Here is a 23804-nt window from a genome sequence, read left to right as displayed (position 1 = left end):
ACCGGGCCGCTTGAAGATGGTTCATATATAAACAATCCCGGTCGACATGCAACCGGGTACACCGCCTTTTTGTCGTTCTGCGGACGGCCGCTGGGCATGCGGCATAAAAAAACCCCGGCAAAGCCGGGGTTTCGTGGGTAGCCAGAACGAAAAGGAGATCAGGCTTTCGGGAAGCGGGCGAGCGAAGCCTCAAGCTCCGAGATCGCGCTTTCGATCTCGGCACGCTGGCTGCGCAGCAGCTCGAGCTGCTCGACGATCTGGTCGCGGCTGAGCTGAAGGCCACCGACATTGGCGGCCTTGTCCCCGGCCCCGCCCTTCTTGTCCTCATTGGCGAGCATGGCGCGGATCTCGACCAGCGTGAAGCCGAGCTGCTTGCCCTTGAGGATCAATGCGAGCCGCGCGCGATCGCGCGCAGAATAGATGCGCACCATCCCCGAACGGGTCGGCGTGATCAGGCCGCGCGACTCGTAGAAGCGAAGGGTACGCAGCGTGACGTCGAAGTCGCGAGCGAGATCGCTGATGGTGAATTCGCCGGCCTCATCGGCCTCGGCGGGTGCGTTTATAGAGCGGGCTTCATGACTCGAAGAACCCGCCATAGCCAGGCTTTGGCGCGACATGGAGGTCTCGTTCCTTGCGGGAGATCGAATCGCTGCCCATACGGCAGCATCGATCAGGATACCTCCTCATACGGAAGACGCTTTCGTTGCGTCAGGTAATACGTCGCTTTGCCCGGGTAAGTTACCGTTACATCGCGGCCCGGCCGATGTTCCCATGAGTCAATGGCGGAAAATTAACGGTTCGGAAGCCGTTTCTTAACTCGTTGTTTACCATGGCCGTCAAATGTCGGGAACGCGCATCGGCGTCGTCAACATTATCTTCACGACTGCCCAGGTTCGCGCGGCGGGTTTGCGGCATCAGGGGGCCGCACCCGACGTGGAGATCGGCCCCGTAGGCGAGCGAGAACATGGCCAACAGCTTGCCCTGGAGCGTCAAGGGCGTTGATCCCCGGACGCGCGACGCGGCAAAGGCAGCGGCACGGCGCGCCGGCATGACGCTCGGCGAATGGCTCGACCACAAGATCCGCGACGAGAGCGGGGAGCCCGAGTTCGCCCCGACACCGACACCCGCCAAGCCCGAGCAGCTGGATATCGCGGCCCTTTCCGAAAGGCTCGCACGCCTGTCCCAGGGACAGATGGATACCGCGCCGCGCAACGCCGTTCCCGACCTGTCGCGTTTCGAACTCGATGCCGTGGTCAACCAGGCCGCCAGCATCGAACGCCTGACCCGGGAGGCCAGCACCCGCACCGCGGGCGCGCTCGATTCCATCGCCCGCTGGATCGAGAAGACCGAAGACCGCATGTCGTCGAGCGAGCGCGGCTCCGCCGAACGACAGGAGCGCGCGACCAGCGTCATCGCCGAGGCGATCAAAACGATGGGCGAACGCATCGCCGACATCGAGCGGCGCAGCCAGGAGATCCAGCAGAACCGGGCCGAGCATTCGCCGCGTCTCGCCTTCAGCCGCGACGGGCTGGCGGCGGCCGTCACCGACATCCGCACGCGCCAGCGCGTTCTCGACACCGAGGAAACCGTGCCCTCGCGTGCCGCAAGCGTCGCGCCGGAACGTATCTCCGCGTTGCGGGAGGATTTGCGGGAGCTGGAATCGAGACTCTCCCTCGGGACCCGGCGCACCTCGGCACAGCGCCCCGCCGCTCCGCAGCCGCGCCAGGCGGACACCAGCATCATCGAGAACAAGATCGCCGGCCTCGCCGAGCGTCTCGACCGCTTCGACCGGCGCGACCAGTTCGAACCTTTGCTCAAGCCCCTGGCCCGGATCGAGGCCGAGGTCTCGCGGCTGTCGCAGGATCGCACGGGCGACAGCTATCAGCGCTTCCAGCTCGAAATCGCGCATCTCGCCGCCAAGATCGACGCGCTCGCGACGCGCGGCGGCGAGACGGCCAACCTCGACCCGGTGATGCGCGACATCGCGGAGCTGCGCAGCCTGGTCGCATCCGGCGGCCAGGATCACCGGCTCGAGGACCTCGCCCAGCAGGTCGCCTCGCTCGGCTTCGAGATCGGCCGGTTGCGCGAAATCCAGCCGGACCCGCGGGAGATGCGTACGCTCTCGGCTGCGATCGAGGACGTGCGCAGCACGGTCCTGTCCAGCCGGCCACAGGACTTCGACGCCGCGCCCCTGGCTTCGCTCGCGACGCAGATCGAAATGCTGTCGCGCAAGTTCGACGACGTCACGGCGCAGCGGCATGGCGACCATCTCGACGATCGCATCGACGCCTTGCAGCACCGCATCGAGCTCCTCGCCGAGCAGGGCCCATCCGCCGTCACCCGCCAGATCGAAGCGCTGGCCGGCCGGATCGAGAGCCTCGCCGCATCGAGCCAGCTCAACCGCATGGTCGGCACAGGCGACCCGGCGACGCCGGTCGATCTCGGCCCGATCGAGCAGATGCTGCGCCATCTCGCCGACAAGATCGACGAAGCCGGCGCCCCCGGCGCCGACTCGCAATCGTTCGAAGCCCTGGAACAGCAGATTTCAGGCATTGCAACTCGCCTCGACGAGGCGGCAGCGACACGTACGGCCGAAACCGGCATCGAGCGCACGCTGCAGGATCTCGTCGTGCATCTGCGGTCGATGCGCGAGGAGACTGCGGCCGAGCGGGCGGCCCTCGTCCAGGCGACCAGCACGGCCGCGGCGCCCGGCAAGGGCATCGCCGAGCTGTCGAACCTCGTCACCGGCCTGCGCGACACCCATGTCTCGTCCGAGCGCCAGACGCAGGATGCGCTGGGCGCCGTCCACATGTCGCTCGAGGCGATCATGGGCCGGCTCTCCGGGCTGGAGGCCGAGCTGCAAGGCGAGCGCCGGAATGCACCCCCCCGCGCTCAGACAATGGCGCGTGCCGAGGAGACGACCGGCCGCGCGCCTGCTGCTCCCGCTCGCGAAAGCACCGGCCCCTCCGTCAGCGCCGCCGCTCAGGATCGCTTTGGGGCGCCTGCCTCCTCCTCCCGCGTCGAGAGCGCTCCGACGCTGCCGAATACGGCCTTCGACCTGCCGCTGGAGCCGGGCTCCGGCCGTCCCCGCCCCGAAAGCAATGTCGCCACAGGTCAGGACCAGCAATCGGTCCGCCAGAGCCTGATCGCCGCCGCGCGGCGCTCGGCGAAAGCTGCCAGCGAGGCGGCAGCGAGCGCGCCCTCGGCCAGCCTTGAGCCGACAACGAAAAGCTCCGGCCGGCTCAAGGAAATCCTGGAGAAGCGCAAGCGGCCGCTGCTGCTCGGTCTCGCCGCGCTCGTCCTGGCGATGGGCACGGCCCACATCGTCACCGGTGCGCTGCGCGGCGACGGCACCAAAACCGCCAACGCGAACGGCGAAGCGCGCAGCCTCGTCGCTCCGCCGGTGGCCCAGCCGGAAGCGCCGGCCGAGCCGTCGCAGGCGCCGGTCAAGGATCAGGCTGCGGCTAAGGACCAGTCCTCGGCACTGTCGTCGGCTCCCCCGAATCCGGCGCCGGCCATTGTTGCGCCGGCCATCGTTGCGCCGGAACAGATTGCGGCCTTGCCCCCCGGTCCTGTCGGTCCGGCCGCGATGGACAGCCAGGCGGCTCCTGCCCCGGCGACGGAATCGAATGTGCAGGCGGTGACCGGCCTCGGCGACCTGCCGGCGGGCTTCGGCAGTGCCGGGCTGCGCAAGGCCGCCTTCGATGGCGATGCGCGCGCCGTCTACGAGCTGGCAAGCAAGGCCGTCGACGGTCCCGCCGCCCAACGCGATGCCAAGCTCGCGCTGCGGCTGTTCGAGCGCGCGGCCGTGGCGGGGCTCGCTCCTGCCCAGTTCCGCGTCGGCAACATGTTCGAGAAGGGCATCGGCACGCAGCGCGATCTCGCGCTCGCCCGCATCTGGTACCAGCGCTCCGCCGAGCGTGGCAACGCCAAGGCGATGCACAACCTTGCGGTGCTCCACGCCGAGGGCGTCTCCGGCAAGGCGGACTATGCAGTCGCGACCGAGTGGTTCCGCCGCGCCGCCGAGCTCGGGGTGCGCGACAGCCAGTACAATCTCGCGGTCCTGCTCGGCCGCGGCCTCGGGGCGCCGACCGATCTCGCCCAATCCTTCGTCTGGTTCTCGGTGGCCGCCACGCAGGGCGACGAGGATGCCGGCCGCAAGCGCGACGAGGTCGCCCAGCGCATGAAGCCGGAAGAGCTCGCCGCCGCCAAGGCGACCGCCAGCAACTGGAAGCCCAAGGCGCTCGATGCCGTCGCCAACGACGTGACGCCGCCGGCCAAGGGCTGGGACGCCGGCCCGACCGCAGCGGCAGCCAAGCCGAACAAGCCGGCGCGGAGTTGAGCCCGGCGCCGGCGCGTCATGCTTTCGACGTGTTGACGCGGCAAGCAGAACGATAGTCTCTTGAGGCGGGCCGGTAGCGGCCCGTCTTCCATTTCAGCAACATCTTTTAACCTGGGCGGTTCAGTCTGGGACAAATCGGTGCAAGCAGCGGCTATGCACCCGCCTGCGAGGGGTAAGAGTGCAGATTTACCTGCCGATCGCCGAGCTTCCGATCAGCGTGCTGATGGTGCTCGGCCTGAGCGGCGCGGTCGGCTTCATCTCCGGCCTGTTCGGCGTCGGCGGCGGCTTCCTGCTCACGCCCCTCCTGATCTTCCTCGACATTCCCCCCGCCGTCGCGGTCGCGACGGTCGCGGCGCAGGTCGCCGGCTCGTCGATGACCGGGGTGCTGACCTATCTCAGGCGCAAGGCGCTCGACCTCAAGCTCGGGGGCGTCCTGGTCTCGGGCGGCATCGTCGGAACGGTCCTCGGCGTGCTGTTCTTCAATACGATGCGCCGGCTCGGCCAGCTCGAGCTCGTCATCACGCTGTCCTATGTCACGCTGTTCTCGATCATCGGCGGGCTGATGCTCTACGATGCGCTGCGCGCCATGCTGCGCGTCCGAGCCGGCAAGCCGGCGCGGCTGAAGCGGCGCGGCGGCATGCATCCCTGGTGGATGGGCCTGCCCTTCCGCCAGCGCTTCTATCGCTCCGGCCTGTATTGCAGCGTCCTGCCTATCGCCCTGCTCGCCATCATCATCGGCTTCATCGGCGCCGTGCTCGGCGTCGGTGGCGGGTTCATCCTGGTGCCCGGCCTGATCTACTTCTTCCGGATTCCGCCGGCCGTGGTGGTCGGCACCTCGCTCTTCCAGATCCTGGTGACGATGACGGGCGCGACCATCCTGCATGCGGTCACCAACCAGTCGGTCGACCTCATCCTCGCGACGCTCCTGCTTCTGGGCGGCGTCATCGGCGCGCAGTTCGGCGGACGGGCGGCGCGCAACCTCAACGTCGAGTCCTTCCGGCTCCTGCTGGCGCTGCTGATCCTCTCGGTCGGCCTGCGCTTCGCCATCGAGCTCTTCATTCCGCCGAACGAGCCCTTCTCGGTCGTTGTGCCGGAGAGCGCGCGATGAAGCGGGTCCTCGGCCTCCTCGCCGCGCTCTGCGCCGGTCTCGCGACAGTGGCGGCCCGGGCCGAGACGCTGATCGCCGCGATGTCGAGCCACCAGATCCAGATCACCTCGAACTACACCGGCAGCCAGCTGACGGTCTTCGGACTGGTCGAGCGCGACGGACGCACGGTCTCGCGCGGCGATCCCTACGACATCATCGTCACGGTCCGCGGGCCCCGGCGCATGCTGCTGGTGCGCGAGAAGGAGCGGCTCGGCCCGATCTGGATCAACCGGACGCAGCGGCGCTTCCCTGACAACCCGGTCTTCCTGCACGTCGCCAGCAACCGGCCGATCGCCGAGATGATGAACGCTGAGACCGCACGTCGCGGCCGCATCGGCCTCGCCAATGCCGAACTGCCGCAGGGAAACTGGGTCGATCTCGATCCCAGTTCGATCCGCTTCCGCGAAAGCCTCACCCGGATCATGCAGGCGAAGGACCTGTACGGCTACGAGGAACGCGGCGTCACCTTCCTGTCGAACGCCTTGTTCAGCGCGCCGATCGACATCCCGGCCACGGCGCCGACCGGCTCCTACACCGTCGACATCGTGCTGTATTCCGGCGGGGTTCCGCTGGCGCGCCAGCAGACCAGCTTCGAGGTGATCAAGACCGGCATCGAGCAGCGCCTCGCTTCCGGAGCCTATGACTGGCCGCTGCTCTATGGTTTCGCGACGGCGCTGCTGGCGCTGCTCCTCGGCTGGGGAGCGAGCGTCGTATTCCGACGCGATTGAGGCGGGCGGCCGCGCTGGAGCCTGCTTCGTTTTCAGGGGAATGCGGGTCATCCCGGCCGGAGCGAAGCGGAGGGCCGGGATCCAAGCCTGAACCTCTATCGGCGGCGTTCCGGCATGGATCCCGGGTCAGGCCCGGGATGACGCCGTGGTTCCGTGAAAAATCAGCGAGCTAGTCGAGCAGACCGCCATAAGGCAGGAAGGCGACGCTCTCGCCCTCTTCCAGTTGCTCGACATGCTCGGCCAGCACGACAAGCCCGTCCGACTGCGCGAGCGAGGCGAGCGAGCCGGCGCCTTCGCCCGGATGCTTGCGCGCGATTACGACTCCATCGTCACGCCGTTCGATGCTCACGCGCAGGAACTCGCGCCGCCCGCCCTTCTTGCGATGACGGAAGCCCGCCGTGACCGGCAGGGCGACTGATGCCTCGAAGGCCGTGCCAGCAAGCCGGGCCAGCACCGGCCGGGCGATGAACATGAAGCCCACGAAAACGGCAACCGGATTGCCGGGCAGGCCGATGAAGGGCGTGCCGGCGACCGACCCGACGGCGATCGGCTTGCCCGGCTTGATCGCGACGCGCCAGAGATCGAGCGCCCCGCAGGCGGCCACCGCATCCTTGACGTGATCGGCCTCTCCGACGGACACGCCGCCGGAGGTGACGACGAGGTCGCAGGCGCCGGCCGCCTCGCGCAAATGCCGCTCCAGCTCGGCGGGTTCGTCACGCAGGATGCCGAGATCGGCGACATCGGCGCCCGCTCGCGCCAACAGGGCGCGCAGCATCGCCCGGTTTGCGTCGTAGATCGCCCCCAGCGCGAGGGGCTGCCCAGGCTCGGTCAGCTCGTCGCCGGTCGAGAACACGGCCACGCGCGGGCGACGCCGCACCCGGACGTGATCCAGCCCCAGTGCCGCCAGCAGGCCGAGATCCTGCGGCCTCAGGCGTCGCCCCGCCGGCAAGGCCACCTGCCCGCGCGCGATATCCTCGCCTGCCAAGCGCAGATTAGCACCGCGCTTCAGGCCGGGAGGCAGACTGACCTCCCCGCCGTTCGGCGTGACATCCTCCTGCATGACGACAGTGTCGGCGCCGGCCGGAATCGGCGCGCCGGTGAAGATGCGCCAGGCGCCCCGCCCGAGCATTCCGCCCGTATCGCCCGCCGCGCTGCGGCCGAGGATCGGGAGACGGGTTTCAGCGCCGGGCGAGAGATCGGCAGAGCGGACGGCATAACCGTCGACCGCCGAATTGGAGAAAAGCGGCAGATCGAACGGCGCGATCACGGCCTCGGCCAGGGTGCGGCCATCTGCTTCGCCCAGGGGCAGAGCGAGAGCATCGGCCACCGGCGCGACCAGCGCGGCCGCGCGAGCCCCGGCTTGCTCGACAGTGATGAGCTCGGAATCCGTCCGGGCGCCGCTCAGCCGCGCCATCACGGCCCTCGCCCGCTTCGGCTCTTCGCTAGCATCGCCGCCGGCACTCCGTGTTATCCTGCCCGACCTTCATCGTCGCGGCGACGAGGCGGGTCAAGCATGCGGCATGGCGGCGGTTGCTCCAACCCGAACAGCCGTCCTATGAAGCAGTGCGACGACAACGGCCCGGCGGGCGCGAGACCATGGACACCATTCCGCTCGATCTGCGCGGCCTGAAATGCCCGCTCCCGGTGCTGCGCGTGCGCAAGGCGCTTCGCGGCGCGCGGGCCGGCAGCCTGCTCGTCGTGCAATGCACCGATCCGATGACGGTGATCGACCTGCCTAATCTCGCGCGCGAAACGGGCGATGCCATCGAGTTGCAGGGGGATGCGGACGGCGCCCTCGTCTTCCATATTCGCAAGGCGGCCTAGACAACCGCGTCATGCTCGGGCTTGACCCGAGCATCTCCTCGAAGAGATTCTCGGCTCTGCGCTGCGCTCCGCCCGAGAACGACGCTTCCGACAAACGGAGTTCGACAACGTGACCGTCTCCCAAGCCGATGTCCTGCGGGCGCTCGAACTGGTGGAGCTGCCGGCAAGCGGGCAATCGCTCGCCGCCTCCGGCCGCATCGGCGATATCCTGGTCGATGGCGGCAAGGTGATCTTCGCCATCGGCATCGACGCGACCGAGGCCGGCGCGATGGAGCCGGTGCGCAAGGCGGCCGAAAGCGCGGTCGGCGGCTTGCCGGGCGTGACCCAGGTCCTTGTCGGGCTGACCGCGGACAAGGCAGCGGCTTCGGCGGGCATGCAAGCCCGGCAACAGGCGCAGCGCCCCGGCCCCGGCGGCGCGCCCAAGCCTACCGGCGTTCCCGGCGTGAAGCAGATCATCGCCGTCGCCAGCGGCAAGGGCGGCGTCGGAAAGTCGACCACCGCGGCCAATCTCGCCGTCGCGCTCTCGACGCTCGGCCTCAAGGTCGGCGTGCTCGATTCCGACATCTACGGGCCGTCCATGCCGAAGATATTCGGCATCACCGGCAAGCCCCAGCTCGTCTCCGGCCGGACTCTGGCGCCGATGGAGGCCTATGGGCTCAAGGTGATGTCGATCGGCTTCCTCGTCGACGAGGAGACGCCGATGATCTGGCGTGGGCCGATGGTGATCTCGGCGATCACGCAGATGTTGCGCGAGGTCGCCTGGGGAGAGCTCGACATCCTCGTCGTGGACATGCCGCCCGGCACCGGCGATGCGCAGCTCACCATGGCCCAGCAGGTGCCGCTCGCCGGCGCCGTCATCGTCTCGACGCCGCAGGACCTGGCCCTGCTCGACGCGCGCCGTGGCGTCGCGATGTTCAGGAAGGTCGCGGTGCCGATCCTCGGCATCGTCGAGAACATGAGCTATTTTATCTGCCCGCAATGCGGGCACCAGTCCGATATCTTCGCCCATGGCGGGGCGCGGCACGAGGCCGAGCGGCTCCATATTCCCTTCCTCGGCGAGATCCCGCTGGCCATGCCGATCCGCGAGACCTCCGACGGCGGCCGGCCCATCGTCGCCAGCGACCCGCAGAGCTCGCATGCCAAGGCCTATATCGCGGTGGCGCGACAGGTGCAGGCCGGCCTCGGCGGCGCCATGCGGGCGGCACCACGGATCGTCATCGAGTAGCACCGACCGGCCGATGTCGGGGCTTGACAAGCAAGTAAATATGTTCTTCTTTTGTTCTCAGTATCGACCGACTTTACACGGAATCACGCCGTCATCCCGGACTTGATCCGGGATCCATGCCGGAGCGCTTCCGATCGAGGTTCGGGCATGGATCCCGGCTCTCCACGGAGTTCACCCTTGGGCCGACCAAAAGGCCGGACCCGAGGGCTCCGGCCGGGATGACCCGCGTTTGGGAGGACAGAGCCATGCCCGTCCAGCACGCCCGCCATATCGGCATCGGCATCGATCGCCCAGTGGAGGAGGTCTATGCCTTCCTGGCCGATCCGGCGAATTTCCCGCAATGGGCCGAAGGCCTCGGTCATAGTTTCGTGCATGTCGAAGGCATGACCTGGCGCGCCGAGACGCCGATGGGACCGATGCGCGTCCTGTTCAGCGAGCCGAACAATCACGGCGTGCTCGACCATGCAGTGATCCCCGAGCATGGGCCGGCCATGCACAACCCGATGCGGGTCGTCGCCAATGGCGACGGTGCCGAGCTGGTGTTCACGCTGTTCCAGCGCGAGGGTGTGTCCGACGATGAGATGGCGCGCGACGCGGCCATGGTGTCCCGCGACCTCGCGGTGTTGAAGGCCTTGCTGGAGCGGTAATGCCCGTCGCCGTGGCTAGATCGGCAACCCCGCGAGGCGCTCCGCTTCAACCAGATCTTCCGGCGAATTGATGTTGAAGAAGGGATCGAACGGCTCGGCCGGCCACTCGGCGACGGCAACGCCCTGCGCCTGCGTCCAGCGGCTGATCTTGCGTTCACCGGTCGCCAAGGCCTGGCGCAGCTCCTCTCGCAGCGAGACGGGCCAGAGCCCGATGGCGTGGTGCGCCTGCCCGGCGGAGGCGGCGCAGGCGAGCGGCACGCCCGCCGCGATGCGGGCCCGGTGCAGACGCGCGGCGAGATCGGTCGGGATGAACGGCGTATCGGCTGCGACACTCAGCAGCCACGCCGTATCCGGCCGGTGGCCCGCGAGCCAGTCGAGGCCGGCCAGGATGCCAGCAAGCGGGCCTGCGAAATCCGGCACCGTATCGGCGACGACCAGCAGGCCGCATGCCGCGAACCGGGCTGGATCGCCATTGGCATTGAGGAGAAGGCTGTCGCACTGCTCACCGAGCCGCCCGACGACATGGGCGAGGATCGTCCGGCCGGCGAGGATCTTCAGGGCCTTGTCGCCGCCGCCCATGCGGCGTGCGAGGCCGCCCGCGAGGATAAGGCCGACCGTGGGCGGCAGCGTGGCTCCCGTCATGCCAGACAATCCCGGCGCCGCATCACGGCGCCGGTCAGGCAGCGAGCCGGATCGCAGCCGCGACCCAGCGTTCGACCGCCACAGCGTCGGCCGCCAGCTCGACCCAGTCGTCTCCGGCGAAATCACGCCAGGCCGGCAGGAAATCGTGCCGTACCGCGATCAGCACGGGCAAGCCGGCCATCACCGCATCGGCGATCTCCTGACGCAGCCCCTCGCCCAGGGCCTCCTGCTTGCCGAACTTGTTGACGATGACGAGATCGACCCGCTCGGCCAGCGCGCCGGCAAAAGCGGCCGAGGCAGCGGCAAGCCCGGCCGCATCCAGATGACAGCCTGCGGCGGCATCGCCGAGATTCTGGCTGATCGGGAAGCGCCGGCCGCTGCCGAGATCCTCAAGCGACATCGCCATGCAGCGATCGTCGCAGGCATCATCATTGTGCTGGACGACCCCGCCGAGACGCAGACCGCGCTGTCTCAGCTGCGCCGCCAGTCCCTGCATGAAGGCGTCGATCGCGGAACCGCTCGCATAAGGAATGGCAGCCAGCATCGTCATGCCGGATTCCTCTCACGAACGGCCGCGCGACGCCAGAGGCGGTGGCCGCAAGACTTTGTCACGCGACCGAGAGATGCCGGCGCAGTGTTGCGCCGCACCTACAGTCGTGCGCTTACAGTCTCGCTAGGGTGGCGAAGGTTTGTCTCGGGCAACCGGGCCGGCCGCTGCCCATCACGCCGTCGGAACGCATGATCCGCAACAACGCCCAAACCCCGCTCGACCCGGCGACCGACGCCGCCCTGCTGCTGCGGCGCATCGGCTTCGGCACGCTTGCGCTTGTCCTGCCGCTGGCGGCGCTGGTCTCGCGCCGCGCCGCCGTGGTGCTCGTGCCGATCGGAATCGCGCTGCTGATTATCGCGGCACTGGTCGAAGAGCCCGGCAGGTTCGCCGGCGCGTTCAAGGAAGCCGTGCTCAGCCGCCCGGGCCTGATCCTGCTAGGCCTCGTGGCCTGGGCGTTCCTCTCGCTGGTGTGGAGCCCCTTCCCGGCTGCCGCGGCCGAGAAGGCCGGTAATCTGATGCTCGCCGTCGTGCTCGGCTTTGCCGGGCTTTCCGCCCTGCCCGAGCGGATGCGCTCCTCGAACCTGAACCTCTCGCCGCTCGGCACCGGCAGCGCCGGCATCTTCGCGCTCGGGCTGATCATCATCGCGGCGCTCAGGCATGCCGAAACGCCGCCCGGCGCGGTCGAGCGCGGCGTCTCGGTCGTTCTCATCACGGCCTGGCCGGCGCTCGCCTGGCTGCTGTCACGCGAAAGGGGGATGAGTGCGCTCGGCCTCGCACTCGTCGTGGCTCTGCTGGCGCTGACGCGCTTCGAGGATGGCGAGACCGTCGCGATGATCTTCGGGGCCGTGGCCTTCGGAGCCGTGACGGCCAGCCGCGAGCGGGCCGCGCAGGTGATCGCCACGATCATCGCCGGGCTGATGCTGTTCGCGCCGATCCTGCCCTTCCTGCTCGCGCCGCTGGTTTCGGCGCTGCCCGACAGCGCCGATGGTTTCGCGCAGATGCTCTCGATCTGGGCGGATGTGATCCGCCAGTCGCCGATCGAGCTCATCACCGGGCACGGGCTCGACACGGTCGTCCGCGGCCAGATGAACGGGACGCTGCCGCAGCCGGCGCCAGCCACGCTGCTGTTCGAGACCTGGTATGAGCTCGGGCTGGTCGGCGCCGCAGCCGCCGCCGCTTGTCTCTATTTCGCGATCCGCGCCGCCGGCCGGATGCCGGGAGCGCTGGCTGCCGGCGGCGTCGCGGCCTTCACCACTGCCTTTGCGCTCAGCGTCTTCGGCTTCGCGCCATTGCTGCCGTGGTGGCTGATGACGCTGACCTCCGTCGTGCTGCTGTTCGGCGCCATCGCCCGCGGCCAGTACCGGACCGACCGGCCGGCGGTGCCGCTGCCGATGCGCCCCGCCAGCCATAAGCGGCCAAAAGCGGGCGAACCGCCCGCAGCCTGACGGCTGCCTCAGCGGGAGAGCTCGGCGATAAGCGCGCGCTGGAAGGCAGCGCCGGCTTCGAGCTGCGAGACGGCGATGAACTCGTCCGGTTGATGCGCCTGGGCGATGTCGCCGGGACCGCAGACCACGGTCGACCAGCCGGCGCGCTGGAACAGCCCGCCTTCGGTTCCGTAGGCGACGACATGGCTGCCATTGTCGCCGGTGAGCCGCCGGCAGAGCGCCTCGGCCGCACCGTCCGTCTCGGGGCCCATGGCGGGTGTGTTCGAGGTGATCTCGAAGCCGATGCCGCTTTTGGGCGCGATCGCCTGCATCCGCGCCTCGATCTCGGCGAGCCTGGCGCGATAGCGGGCGGCGTAGTCCTCATGGCTGTCGCCGGGGACGCAGCGCACCTCATGGGCGAAGGTGCAGTGCTCCGCCGTGATGTTCACCGCCGTGCCGCCCTGGACGACGCCGACATGCAGCGTGCTGTAGGGCGGCTCGAAGCCGTTATCGGGCGCCGCGGCCTTGTTCTGCGCCATCACCTCGTTGTGCCAGTGGATCAGCTCGCCCGCGACCATCACGGCGGGCACACCGATATCGACGCGGCTTGAATGCACGGCGTGACCGCGCACGGTCGTGCGCATCCGCATGGCGCCCTTGTGGCCGGTCACGACCTGCATCATGGAGGGCTCGCCGACGATCACGGCCGCGGGATTCATCCCATCAGCCTGCATCGCCTCGATCATCACCCTCGCGCCCCGGCAGCCGACCTCCTCGTCATAGGAGAGCGCGATATGGATCGGCCGCTTCAGCGGCGCCGCCAGCATCTCCGGCACGAGCGCCAGCGCGATCGCGTCAAAGCCCTTCATGTCGCAGGCACCGCGGCCATAGAGCCTGCCGCCGCGCTCGGTCAGGGTCCAGGGGTCGGACGTCCAGGCCTGCCCGGCTACCGGCACGACGTCGGTATGGCCGGAGAGCACGACGCCGCCATCGCCCTTCGGCCCGATCGTCGCATAGAGATTGGCCTTCTGGCCGTCCTCGCTCGGCGCGAGCCTGCTCTCGACGCCGAGCAAGGCGAGATAGTCGCGGCAGAAATGGATCAGGTCGAGATTGCTGCGCTGCGATTCCGTGTTGAACGAAACCAGCTTCGCAAGCATCTCTTTCGGCGTCATCGTCATCGCATCCCTCTTCCAAAGGCCCTGCCGCGCGCAGGTTTCGTGACAGCAAGCTAGGACCTGCCAGGGAGCAGGGACAAGGCGAAACCCGTCTCGCTCGCGCTTGACGGCCTTGCACGGGACGCGCTCTCGTGCGGCAACAGGTGCCGCCGCGCCCAGAACAGGACCGAAACCCGCCATGCCGTTCGATGTCACCCTCGCCGATATCCAGGCTGCCGCCGTTCGTATCGCCGGCAAGGTCCGCCGCACGCCGACCTATCACAGCGCCGGCCTGTCGGAGCGGCTCGGGGTCGAGACCTGGGTGAAGCTCGAAAGCCTGCAGCTCGGCGGCTCCTTCAAGGTGCGCGGCTGCTTCAACAAGCTAGCGGCGCTGAGCGCTGCCGAGCTCGCGCGCGGCGTCGTCACCGTCTCCGGCGGCAACCATGCCATCGCCGTCTCGCTCGTCGCGCGGGCGGTCGGCACCCGGGCGCTGGTGCTGATGCCGAAGGCGACGCCGGCCCTCAACATCCGGCTGACCCAGGAGGCCGGCGGCGAGGTCGAGCTCTGCGATGATTCGATCGCAGCCTTCGCCAAGGCCGAGGACTATGCCGCAGCAGGCATGGTCCACGTGCATTCCTATGACGACCCGGCGATCATCGCGGGCCATGGCACGCTGGGGCTCGAACTCGCCGCCGATGCCGGCGGGCGCATCGACCATGTCTTCATCTCGATCGGCGGCGGCGGTTTCTCGGCCGGGGTCGGCGCGGCTCTGAAGGGGCTCGACCCTGCGGTGCGGCTGCACGGCGTCGAGACCGAGGGCGCGACGACGATGACGCAGGCGCTCGCCGCCGGTGAGCCCGTCCCGATCCGCTCGACCTCGATCGCACGCACGCTTGGAGCGCCCTTCGCCACCGAGCGCACCATGGCGGCTGCACGGCAATTCCTCGAGGAGATCGTCGTGGTGCCGGATGCGGACGCGGCGCGGGAACTGGTCTGGGTGCTGCAGAACGAGCGCGTGCTGGTCGAGCCGGCGGCCGCCTGCGTGGTGGCCGCCGCGCTGGCGCGCAAGGAGAAGTTCCGCCCCGGAGAGCGCGTCTGTCTCGTGCTCTGCGGATCGAACGTCGCGATCGAGGATATCGCGCGCTGGCGGACCGAATTCGGGCTCTGAACGGTTAGATCAACCGCCGTTGCGGGCCAGCTTCGCGTAGCGGCTGCGCTTGCCGGCGGAGGCATAGCGGCTGCGCTTCTGGCCGTGCCAGGAGACCTCGCGCTCGCCGATATCGGCATGAACGAGGCCGTTGGAGTAGGTACCCACACCGCCGACATTTTCGAGCGCGCGGGCGATCGCAGCCGCTTTCCGTGGCGAGGTCCCCAGCGGCCGGAAATCGATCGCCTTGCCGCTATAGTGCTGCGAATGGCGGGCGTGGCGGCCGCCGCAGGTCGAGGTGATCTGGATCGGCCCGATTTTCGCGATGAGCTCGGCGACCATCGCCAGCGTCTCGGGCTTGAGGCAGCCCAGGCCCTTGACCTGAGGCTGAAAGGAAATTTTCTCGGAGGGAATGTTGGCCAGGGCCACCGCAGGCAAGAAACCGAACATCAACGCAAGCAACAACGAACGACGCATCATCTACCAAACATGAGAAGGGGGAAAGGAATGATCAGGTCAGAGATTCTCGATGACCCGAGCGAACGCCGCCTCCGCTATTGGCAAAGGAAGGCCAAATCATGGCTGGCGGCTTTCCGATCTATTACGTAGATGCAATCCAAGAGGCCTTCGGAGCGGAATCAACGGCACATCATCTTGTCAGATCACTGACCGCCATTCCGCAAAGGCCCGCCCCCTGCGCGCTGCCGGCTTGGACAGGCGGGCCGGGCCTGGGCTAGCGTGCGGACGGCACCCGCTTTCTGCGCGGCGCCCCATGCTATCTCAGAGGATACGATGCCCAAGACCGACATCATCGCGGCGCTGACTCCGGAAATCACCGCGATCCGCCGCGACATCCACCGCCACCCCGAGCTGATGTACGACGTTCACCGGACTGCCGGCCTCGTCGCCGACAAGCTCAAGGAATGGGGCGTCGACGAAGTCGTCACCGGCATCGGCCAGACCGGCGTGGTCGGGATCATCAAGGGCAAGGGCCAGAATTCCGGCAAGGTCATCGGCATGCGCGCCGACATGGACGCCCTGCCGATCCATGAGGAGACCAATCTCGAGCACCGCTCGACCGTGCCTGGCAAGATGCATGCCTGCGGCCATGACGGCCACACCGCCATGCTGCTCGGCGCCGCGAAGTACCTGTCCGAGACCCGCGACTTCGACGGCACCGCCGTGCTGATCTTCCAGCCTGCGGAGGAAGGCGGTGCCGGCGCCAAGGCGATGATCGACGACGGGCTGATCACCCGCTTCGGCGTGCAGGAGGTCTACGGCATGCACAACCGGCCGGGGCTCGCGCTCGGCCGCTTCGAGATCGCCAAGGGGCCGGCGATGGCCGCAGCCGACCGCATTCACATCAAGATCGAGGGCAAGGGCGGACACGCGGCAGCACCGCACAACGTCAACGACCCGATCGTCGCCTCCTGCGCTCTTGTCAGCGCCCTGCAAACGGTCGCCTCGCGCAATGCCGACCCGCTCGAATCCATCGTCGTCTCGGTCACCGCGCTCAATGCCGGCGAGGCCTTCAACGTCATTCCGCAGACGGCGGAGATCAAGGGTTCGGTGCGCACGCTGACGCCGAAGACGCGCGAACTCGCGCAGAAGCGCATCACCGAGATCGTCGAGGGCGTGATGAAGGCCTTCGGCATGAAGTACGACCTCGAATACCATCTCGGTTATCCCGTGACCTTCAACCATGCGGGCCAGACCGATTTCGTGACCAGCGTCGCGAAGGAAGTCTTCGGGTCGGATGCGATCACCACCGACATCCCGCCGACCATGGGCTCAGAGGACTTCTCCTACATGCTGGAGGAGCGCCCCGGCGCCTTCATCAACATCGGCAACGGCGACTCGGCGGGGCTGCACCACCCGGCCTATGAGTTCAACGATGCGGCGATCCCCGTCGGCGTGAACTACTGGGCGAGCCTGATCGAGATCGCCATGCCGCAGCGGGCCTGACGCCTCACGATGAGCGACATCGATTGCCTGGTGATCGGGGCCGGCGTCGTCGGCCTCGCGGTGGCCCGCGCGCTGGCGCTGGCCGGCCGCGAGGTCGTCATCGCCGAGGCTGCCGACGGCATCGGCACCCAGACCTCGGCGCGCAACTCCGAGGTCATCCATGCCGGGATCTACTATCCGCCCGGCTCGCTGAAGGCCCGTGTCTGCGTCGAGGGCCGCAAGCAGCTCTACCGCTACCTCGAAGAGCGCGGCCTGCCGCACAAGGCCTGCGGCAAGCTGATCGTCGCCACCTCCGAAACCCAGAAGCCGGCGCTGGAGACGATCATGGCGCGGGCGAAAGCCTCCGGCGTCGATTCGCTGCGCTGGCTCTCGGGCGCCGAGGCCAAGGCGATGGAGCCGGAGGTGCGCTGCGAGATCGCCCTGCTCTCACCCGAGACCGGCGTCGTCGACAGCCATGCGCTGATGCTCTCGCTGCTCGGCGAGTGCGAGGCGGCCGGCGGCTCGCTTGCGCTGAACACGCCGATCGCCGGTTGGCGGCGCGAGGCGGAGGGTTTCAGCGTCGATTTCGGCGGCGCGGAGCCCGCGACCTATTCCGTGCGGACGATCGTCAATTCGGCGGGGCACGGCGCGCCGAAGCTGCTGGGCCTGCTCCCAGGCTTCCCGGCCGAGCATGTACCGGTCCAGCACTACGCGAAGGGCAACTACTTCGCGCTGACCGGGCGGCAGCCCTTCAGCCATCTGGTCTATCCGGTGCCGGAAGCGGCCGGCCTGGGCATCCACGCCACGATCGACATGGGTGGGCGCGTCAAGTTCGGCCCCGATGTCGAATGGGTCGGGAGTGACCAGGATCTGGTGGTCGACCCGGCGCGGGCGGAGAAGTTCTACGCGGCGATCCGGACCTACTGGCCGGCATTGCTGGATGGAGCGCTGGTCGCCGACTATGCCGGCATCCGACCGAAGCTGCACGGGCCGACCGAGCCGATGCCGGATTTCCGCATCGACGGACCGGAGGTGCATGGGGTGGCGGAGCTGGTCAACCTCTTGGGCATCGAGAGCCCGGGGCTGACGAGTTCGCTGGCGATCGCGGAGATGGTGCGGGAGAAGCTGGCGGCATAGAGCGCGTCATGCTCGGGCTTGACCCGAGCATCTCATGCCGAAAGAAACTCCAGAGCCGCATCCTGCCAGAGATTCTCGGGTCTGCGCTTCGCTCCGCCCGAGAATGACGCAGGGCGTACGCGCATGCGGCGAAGTCAGCTCCGTGCCTTCACAAACGCTTCCTTCGCCTCGCGCGCCAGCGTTGTGATGCGGCTCCAGTCGCCGGCGGCGATCGCATCGGCCGGGACGAGCCAGGAGCCGCCGACGCAGATCACCTGCGGCAAAGCGAGGTAATCACCGAGGTTCTTGAGGCCGACGCCGCCGGTCGGGCAGAAGCTCATCTGCGGGAACGGGCCGGAGAGCGCCTTCAGTGCCGGCGGGCCGCCGGCCTGCTCGGCCGGGAAGAACTTGGCGGTGGTCCGGCCGGCCGCGACCGCGCGCATGCAGTCAGACGCCGTGGCGACGCCCGGCAGCCAGGGCAAGCCCGCCTCGCGCAAAGCCGCATCGACGCCTTCGCTGAAGCCGGGGCTGACCACGGCCTGCGCGCCGGCATCCTTGACCTGCGTCACCTGGGCCGGAGTCACCACCGTGCCGGCCACGGCCAATGCCTTCGGCACCGACTTCGCGATGGCGGCAAGCGCCTCCATCGCCCCGGGACGGCGCAGCGTGACCTCGACGACGTCGATGCCGCCGGCGACCAGCGCATGGGCGAGATCCACAGCACGCGAGGCGTCCTCGATCACGACGACAGGGATCACGCCGCAGCTCTTCAACCGGGCAATCGCGGCAGTTTCTTCCATGGCCTCGTCTTTCAATCGATTTGAGCGGGTGAGCGGGCTCTACTCCTTCGCCCAGTAGACGTCGAGCCCCTGCTCGCGGCCGATCAGCATGTCGACCGGCAGCGGTGCCTTGCGGTTGGAGGCCTCCTTGAGGACGGCTTCCTTGGCGCCGCCGGAGACGAGCAGGCCCGCCCAGCCGGCATGGACGAGGCGCGCCGGCGAGAGCGACAGTCGTGGCGGCAGGCCGGGCGGGCGCGCGACGACGATGCCGCTATCAGGCACCGCGCTGAACGTGGCCTCGGCGCCGGGAAAGAGCGAGGCGACGTGACCATCCGCGCCCATGCCGCTGACAAGCAGGTCGAGCGGCGGAAGTTCGGCAAGTCGCGCGCCAAGCAGGGCTGCCGCAGCCTCGATATCGCTGCCGTGGCCGTGGAAGGAGATGAAACCGGCGCGTCCCTCGGCCAGCGGCGCGAACTGCTCTCGGATCATGCGCTCGTTCGAGGCCTCGTCGTCGGACGCGACGAAGCGCTCGTCGGTCGGCAGCAGCGTGACCTTGTCCCAGGCGAGATCTTTCTGCCCGAGAGCGGCGAGAAAGCGCGCCGGCGTCGTGCCGCCGGGGACTGCGAGCAGCGCCTTGCCCTTCTCGGCGACGACCTCCCGCAACCGCACCGCGACGGCCTCGGCCAGCGCCTCGGAGGCGTCGGCAAGGGTGGCGAAACGCTGCCAGGCAAGCGGGCCGGCCGTCATCAGACGAAATCCGGATCGGCCCAGGAACGGCCGTCGCGCTCGATCAGGCCGATCGCCTGCGACGGCCCCCAGGAGCCGGCGGCGTAGCGATGCGGATGCGGGCTGTAATCCTGCCAGCCGGCGATGATCGGATCGACCCAGGTCCAGGCCTGCTCGACCTCGTCGCGATGCATGAACAGGGTCTGGTCGCCGCGGATCACATCCGTCAGGAGGCGCTCATAGGCATCCGGCGTGCGTTCGTCGAAGGCGGTGGAATAGCGCAGGTCGAGCTGGCGCGGCACGATCTTGAGGCGCCCGGAGCCCGGCACCTTCATCATCAGCTGGAGCTGGACGCCGTCGTTCGGCTGCAGGCGGATGAAGAGGCGGTTGGCATCGAGCCTGTCGCAGGTGCCATTGCCGAAGATCGAGTGCGGCACCGGCTTGAAGGTGACCGCGATCTCGGAGTAGCGCTGCGCCATGCGCTTGCCGGTGCGCAGATAGATCGGCACGCCGGCCCAGCGCCAGTTGTCGATCTCGCAGCGCACCGCGACGAAGGTCTCGGTGTTGCTGCCGTGGCCGAGCTCATCGGCATAGCCACGCACGCGCTGGCCGTCGATCTGGCCAGGGCCGTACTGGCCGCGCACGGTGAAGCGCTGGACGTCAGGTCCGACGATGGGACGCAGCGCCTTCAGCACCTTGATCTTCTCGTCGCGGACGGCGCCGGCTTCCAGCATGTTCGGCGGCTCGATGGCGAAGAGAGTGAGCAGTTGCATGAGATGGTTCTGCACCATGTCGCGCATATGCCCGGCCTTATCGTAGTAGCCGGCGCGGCTTTCGAGACCGACCGTCTCGGCCACGGTGATCTGGACATGATCGATGTCGCGGCTCGACCAGGACCGCTCGAACAGCGTGTTGGCGAAGCGCAGGACGAGCAGGTTCTGCACCGTCTCCTTGCCGAGATAGTGATCGATCCGGTAGGTGCGGCTTTCGGGCAGGATACGCCCCACGGCGTCATTGATCTGGCGCGCCGAGGCGAGATCGCGGCCGAGCGGCTTCTCGAGGATGACGCGCGAGGTCGGCGTCAGGATATCGGCCTTGGCGAGGTTCTCGCAGATCGGGATGAAGAGATCGGGCGGGGTCGAGAGATAGAAGGAGCGGACGCGCTCGCTGTCGCCCAGCGCCTTCTTCAGCGCCTTGTAGGTCGCCGGCTGGACCGCATCGAGCAGCACCATGGTGAGCCTGCGCAGGAAGGACTCGACCTGATCCTTCGGGATGCCTTCCTCATGGAGCCGCTGGGCGATCTGCTTCGGCAGGCCCTCGACATCCTCCTCCTTGCGGACGATCGCGAAAATGCGGCTCTCCTCGGGCAGAACCCCTTCGCGATTGCGCTGGCCAAGAGCCGGAAAGAGCTTGCGCAAGGCGAGATCCCCGCCGGCGCCGAAGATCACCAGATCGAAGGGCGGGACCGGCGTCCTCTCGGGAATGCTCTCGGGCCGAAGCGCATTGTCGACGATGGCGTCCATGGAACTCACAACTCCGTAAGGCGGTGCCGGTTTCGTAATGCCGGCGCAAAGCCTTGCCGCTCGACCGGCCTGTGTCGAACGGGAAGCGCATAGCGCAAGGCTGCGACCAGAGTGAGACGATTTGGCCCCGCTGCAAAGAGGCAATGGCGCTCGGCCGTTGCGCGTCCCGTTCAGCCTGCGCGGCTGAACCCCGCGCTCGCCGCCAGAAGCTGCTGCGCATAGGCCGTCTGAGGCTGGCGCGCGGCCAGCGTCTCGACGGTCATCTCCTCGACGGCGCGGCCGAACTGCATGACCAGCAGCCGCTCGCACATATGGCCGACGACCGCGAGATCATGGCTGACGAGGATATAGGTCAGCTTGCGCTCCTGCCTGAGCGCCGCGAGCAGGTTCAGCACCTCGGCCTGGATCGAGACGTCGAGCGCCGAGGTCGGCTCGTCGAGCAGCAGGATCGACGGTTCGAGCACGAGGGCACGAGCGATGGCGACGCGCTGGCGCTGGCCGCCCGAGAGCTGGTGCGGATAGCGGAAGCGGAAGGAAGCGGGAAGGCCGACATCGGAGAGCGCCTTGCCGATGCGCGCCTCGGCATCGCGGACACCGTGGATGGCGAGCGGCTCGGCCAGGGTGTCGTCCACGGTCTTCTTGGGATGGAGCGAGCCATAGGGGTCCTGAAAGACCATCTGGACATGGCGGTAGAAGGCCTTGTCCCGGACCTTGGGCTGCGCCGCGCCTTCGATCGCGACCGCGCCGCCCCAGTCGCGGTTGAGGCCGGAGAGCACGCGCAGCACGGTCGACTTGCCGGAGCCGGACTCGCCGACGAGGCCGTAGCTCTCGCCATGGTTCACGGTGAAGGAGAGATCCTTCACGACATGGGAATCGCCGAAGGAGACGTTGAGCTTGTCGACGGAGATCGCGGGTTGCGTGGTCATCCCGCGACCTCTTCGTCATTCCGGGGCGCTGCGCAGCGGCGAGCCCGGAATCCATGAACACTGGCGTTGGAAGGGATGGCGCGACGGTCGAGCCTTGTCCGGCCGCCAAAGCGGTTATGGATTCCGGGCTCTTCGCTACGCGAAGCCCCGGAATGACGGTGTTGGATGTTCGTCACGCCAGCCAGGCCGGGTCGCGGTTGAGGGTGGCGAGCTTTGCGCGGGGATCGTCGAGATCCGGCAGGCATTCGAGCAGGCCGAGCGTGTAGGGATGGCGCCGGCTGCGCGCGGAAGGGTCGGCGAGCTCGACCGCCGGCAGCGTCTCCATGACCTTGCCGCCATACATGACGATGACGCGGTCGCAGAAGGATTGCACCAGATGCAGGTCGTGGCTGATGAAGATCAGCCCCATGCCGCGCTCGGTCACGAGATCGTCGAGGATCTTGAGGATCTGGAGCTGGACGGTGACGTCGAGCGCCGAGGTCGGCTCGTCGGCGATCAGGATCTCGGGCTCGGCGATCAGCATCATCGCGATCATGACGCGCTGGCCCATGCCGCCTGAAACCTCGTGCGGGTAGAGGTCGTAGACGCGCGCGGGCTCGCGGATCTGCACCTGCTCCAGCATGGCGAGGCTGCGCTCGCGCGCCTCGCGGCCGCCGGCCTTGCGGTGGATGCGATAGGCCTCGGCGATCTGGCTGCCGACAGTCTGGACCGGGTTCAGCGAGAATTTCGGGTCCTGCATGACCATGGAGATGTGCCGGCCACGCAGCTTGCGCCGTGCGCCCTTGTCCATCGTCATCAGGTCCTGGCCGCGGAAGCTCATGGCGTCGGCGCTGACGACGCCGGGCTGCGGGATCAGGTCGAGGATGGCCCGGCCGGTCATCGACTTGCCGGAACCGGACTCGCCGACGATGCCGAGGCGCTCGCGCCCGAGCGTGAAAGAGAGCCCGCGCACGGCATGGACGATGCCGGTCGCGGTGTGGAAATCGACCTTGAGATTGTCGACTTCGAGAAGCGGCTGTTCGCTCGTCATGGCCTCGCGCGTCATGGCTTCACCTGGCATCCATGACGTCGCGCAAGCCATCGCCGAGCAGGTTGAAGCCGAGCGCGACGACGCAGATGGCGAGGCCGGGGAAGGTCGCGACCCACCACTGGTCGAAGATCTGCTCGCGCCCGGCCGAGATCATCGCGCCCCATTCCGGCATGGGCGGCTGCGCGCCGAGGCCGAGGAAGCCGAGGCCCGCGGCGGTGAGGATGATGCCGGCCATGTCAAAAGTGGTGCGCACGATCAGCGAGGGCATGCACATCGGCACGACATGCTTCCAGATGATGCGGGCGCGTGAGGCGCCCTGCAGGCGCATCGCCTCGATGTAATCCTGGTTGCGGATCACCATGGTCTCGGCGCGGGCGACGCGGGCGTAGGGCGGCCAGGTCGTGATCGCGATGGCGATGATGGCGTTGACGATGCCCGGCCCGAGCGCCGCGACGAAGGCCAGCGCCAGCACGAGACGCGGGAAGGCCAGGAAGACGTCGGTGATGCGCATCAGCAGCCGGTCGACCCAGCCGCCGAAATAGCCGGAAACGGCGCCGATCAGCAGGCCGAAGGGCCCGACCGTGACGACGACCAGCAGCACGATGACCAGCGTGATACGCGTGCCGTAGACGATACGGCTGAAGATGTCGCGCCCGAGCGCGTCGGTGCCGAACCAGTTGGTCATGGAGGGCGGCAGCAGCCGCTTGTCGAGTGCCTGGGCGAGCGGGTCGAAAGGCGCGATCAGCGGCGCGAAGGCGGCGACCAGCAGCAACAGGACGATGATGGCGAGGCCTGCCACCGCCATCGGGTTGCGCCGGAAGGCGAGCCATTGCCGATAGAGCTGGCCGAGCCGGGCCTGTCGGCGCGACTCCGGTGAATCGCTGATAAGCCAGGCATGCAAGCCGGCGGAGGGGGAGGTGTCGCTCATAT

At 68.2% G+C, this 23804-nt stretch carries 22 protein-coding genes; 10 read left to right on the top strand and 12 right to left on the bottom strand.

What is annotated here, in order from left to right; genetic code table 11:
* Positions 1 to 158: 158 nt before the first annotated feature.
* Positions 159 to 617, bottom strand: coding sequence for a MerR family transcriptional regulator (locus tag NWE53_RS25860; protein WP_265052156.1), 459 nt, complete (start codon positions 615 to 617; stop codon positions 159 to 161).
* A 347-nt stretch (positions 618 to 964) separates the two neighbouring features.
* On the opposite strand from NWE53_RS25860, the gene NWE53_RS25855 reads away from it, so the two are divergent.
* The 3 genes from NWE53_RS25855 to NWE53_RS25845 all read left to right on the top strand — a co-directional run bounded on the left by NWE53_RS25855 (position 965) and on the right by NWE53_RS25845 (position 6217).
* Positions 965 to 4342 (top strand): hypothetical protein, encoded by a 3378-nt coding sequence (locus NWE53_RS25855; RefSeq protein ID WP_265052155.1) that lies wholly within the window; start codon positions 965 to 967, stop codon positions 4340 to 4342.
* Positions 4343 to 4520: 178 nt separating this feature from the next.
* Positions 4521 to 5450 carry a sulfite exporter TauE/SafE family protein gene (locus tag NWE53_RS25850; protein WP_265052154.1) on the top strand — a complete coding sequence of 310 codons (930 nt, stop codon included), beginning with the start codon at positions 4521 to 4523 and terminating at the stop codon, positions 5448 to 5450.
* On the top strand, positions 5447 to 6217 hold the full coding sequence (locus NWE53_RS25845; protein ID WP_265052153.1) for a TIGR02186 family protein: 771 nt from the start codon (positions 5447 to 5449) through the stop codon (positions 6215 to 6217). Before NWE53_RS25850 ends, NWE53_RS25845 begins: the two co-directional genes overlap by 4 nt.
* A gap of 169 nt (positions 6218 to 6386) precedes the next feature.
* Here the strand turns inward: NWE53_RS25845 and NWE53_RS25840 are convergent, their stop codons facing one another.
* Positions 6387 to 7631, bottom strand: coding sequence for a molybdopterin molybdotransferase MoeA (locus NWE53_RS25840; RefSeq protein WP_265052152.1), 1245 nt, complete (start codon positions 7629 to 7631; stop codon positions 6387 to 6389).
* Positions 7632 to 7813: 182 nt separating this feature from the next.
* On the opposite strand from NWE53_RS25840, the gene NWE53_RS25835 reads away from it, so the two are divergent.
* The 3 genes from NWE53_RS25835 (at position 7814) to NWE53_RS25825 (ending at position 9913) form a co-directional block, all read left to right on the top strand.
* Positions 7814 to 8041, top strand: a complete 228-nt coding sequence (locus NWE53_RS25835) for a sulfurtransferase TusA family protein (RefSeq protein ID WP_265052151.1) — start codon at positions 7814 to 7816, stop codon at positions 8039 to 8041.
* Between the two features lie 109 nt (positions 8042 to 8150).
* Complete coding sequence (locus NWE53_RS25830) at positions 8151 to 9266, top strand: Mrp/NBP35 family ATP-binding protein (protein ID WP_265052150.1); 1116 nt, start codon at positions 8151 to 8153, stop codon at positions 9264 to 9266.
* 245 nt (positions 9267 to 9511) lie between these two features.
* A complete protein-coding gene (locus NWE53_RS25825; RefSeq protein ID WP_265052149.1) occupies positions 9512 to 9913 on the top strand; it encodes an SRPBCC family protein in 402 nt (133 codons plus the stop codon).
* 15 nt (positions 9914 to 9928) lie between these two features.
* On the opposite strand, the gene mobA is transcribed toward NWE53_RS25825, so the two are convergent.
* Positions 9929 to 10555 carry a molybdenum cofactor guanylyltransferase MobA gene (gene mobA, locus NWE53_RS25820; protein WP_265052148.1) on the bottom strand — a complete coding sequence of 209 codons (627 nt, stop codon included), beginning with the start codon at positions 10553 to 10555 and terminating at the stop codon, positions 9929 to 9931.
* A 34-nt stretch (positions 10556 to 10589) separates the two neighbouring features.
* On the bottom strand, positions 10590 to 11105 hold the full coding sequence (locus tag NWE53_RS25815; RefSeq protein WP_265052147.1) for a DUF2478 domain-containing protein: 516 nt from the start codon (positions 11103 to 11105) through the stop codon (positions 10590 to 10592).
* A 188-nt stretch (positions 11106 to 11293) separates the two neighbouring features.
* Here NWE53_RS25815 and NWE53_RS25810 point away from each other — a divergent pair, with 188 nt between their 5' ends.
* Entirely contained in the window at positions 11294 to 12550 is a 1257-nt protein-coding gene (locus NWE53_RS25810; RefSeq protein WP_265052146.1) for a peptide ABC transporter permease, read from the top strand.
* A gap of 8 nt (positions 12551 to 12558) precedes the next feature.
* Here the strand turns inward: NWE53_RS25810 and argE are convergent, their stop codons facing one another.
* The gene (gene argE, locus NWE53_RS25805) at positions 12559 to 13701 is read right to left on the bottom strand and encodes an acetylornithine deacetylase (RefSeq protein WP_320109538.1); all 1143 of its coding nucleotides are present in this window, start codon (positions 13699 to 13701) and stop codon (positions 12559 to 12561) included.
* 181 nt (positions 13702 to 13882) lie between these two features.
* Here argE and NWE53_RS25800 point away from each other — a divergent pair, with 181 nt between their 5' ends.
* The gene (locus tag NWE53_RS25800) at positions 13883 to 14851 is read left to right on the top strand and encodes a threonine ammonia-lyase (RefSeq protein WP_265052144.1); all 969 of its coding nucleotides are present in this window, start codon (positions 13883 to 13885) and stop codon (positions 14849 to 14851) included.
* A gap of 9 nt (positions 14852 to 14860) precedes the next feature.
* On the opposite strand, the gene NWE53_RS25795 is transcribed toward NWE53_RS25800, so the two are convergent.
* Complete coding sequence (locus NWE53_RS25795) at positions 14861 to 15268, bottom strand: peptidoglycan L,D-endopeptidase MepK (RefSeq protein WP_331489861.1); 408 nt, start codon at positions 15266 to 15268, stop codon at positions 14861 to 14863.
* Positions 15269 to 15622: 354 nt separating this feature from the next.
* Here NWE53_RS25795 and NWE53_RS25790 point away from each other — a divergent pair, with 354 nt between their 5' ends.
* Positions 15623 to 16795: a M20 aminoacylase family protein gene (locus NWE53_RS25790; RefSeq protein WP_265052143.1), complete on the top strand. Its 1173-nt coding sequence runs from the start codon at positions 15623 to 15625 to the stop codon at positions 16793 to 16795.
* A 9-nt stretch (positions 16796 to 16804) separates the two neighbouring features.
* Positions 16805 to 17911 carry an NAD(P)/FAD-dependent oxidoreductase gene (locus tag NWE53_RS25785; protein ID WP_265052142.1) on the top strand — a complete coding sequence of 369 codons (1107 nt, stop codon included), beginning with the start codon at positions 16805 to 16807 and terminating at the stop codon, positions 17909 to 17911.
* 134 nt (positions 17912 to 18045) lie between these two features.
* On the opposite strand, the gene eda is transcribed toward NWE53_RS25785, so the two are convergent.
* From eda to nikC, 6 genes are all read right to left on the bottom strand, one after another.
* Positions 18046 to 18690 (bottom strand): bifunctional 4-hydroxy-2-oxoglutarate aldolase/2-dehydro-3-deoxy-phosphogluconate aldolase, encoded by a 645-nt coding sequence (gene eda / locus NWE53_RS25780; RefSeq protein ID WP_265052141.1) that lies wholly within the window; start codon positions 18688 to 18690, stop codon positions 18046 to 18048.
* Positions 18691 to 18729: 39 nt separating this feature from the next.
* The gene (gene pgl, locus NWE53_RS25775; RefSeq protein WP_265052140.1) at positions 18730 to 19416 is read right to left on the bottom strand and encodes a 6-phosphogluconolactonase; all 687 of its coding nucleotides are present in this window, start codon (positions 19414 to 19416) and stop codon (positions 18730 to 18732) included.
* Positions 19416 to 20918 carry a glucose-6-phosphate dehydrogenase gene (gene zwf, locus NWE53_RS25770; protein WP_265052139.1) on the bottom strand — a complete coding sequence of 501 codons (1503 nt, stop codon included), beginning with the start codon at positions 20916 to 20918 and terminating at the stop codon, positions 19416 to 19418. Before zwf ends, pgl begins: the two co-directional genes overlap by 1 nt.
* A 170-nt stretch (positions 20919 to 21088) precedes the next feature.
* A complete protein-coding gene (locus tag NWE53_RS25765; RefSeq protein ID WP_265052138.1) occupies positions 21089 to 21844 on the bottom strand; it encodes an ABC transporter ATP-binding protein in 756 nt (251 codons plus the stop codon).
* A gap of 172 nt (positions 21845 to 22016) precedes the next feature.
* Positions 22017 to 22889, bottom strand: coding sequence for an ABC transporter ATP-binding protein (locus NWE53_RS25760; RefSeq protein WP_442864908.1), 873 nt, complete (start codon positions 22887 to 22889; stop codon positions 22017 to 22019).
* Between the two features lie 4 nt (positions 22890 to 22893).
* Entirely contained in the window at positions 22894 to 23802 is a 909-nt protein-coding gene (gene nikC / locus NWE53_RS25755; RefSeq protein WP_265052137.1) for a nickel transporter permease, read from the bottom strand.
* Between the last annotated feature and the right edge of the window lie 2 nt (positions 23803 to 23804).

Source organism: Bosea sp. NBC_00550 (assembly GCF_026020075.1).
Classification (GTDB): domain Bacteria; phylum Pseudomonadota; class Alphaproteobacteria; order Rhizobiales; family Beijerinckiaceae; genus Allobosea.
The sequence above is the reverse complement of the archived record's forward strand: the minus strand, read 5'-3'. Positions and strand labels throughout refer to the sequence as shown.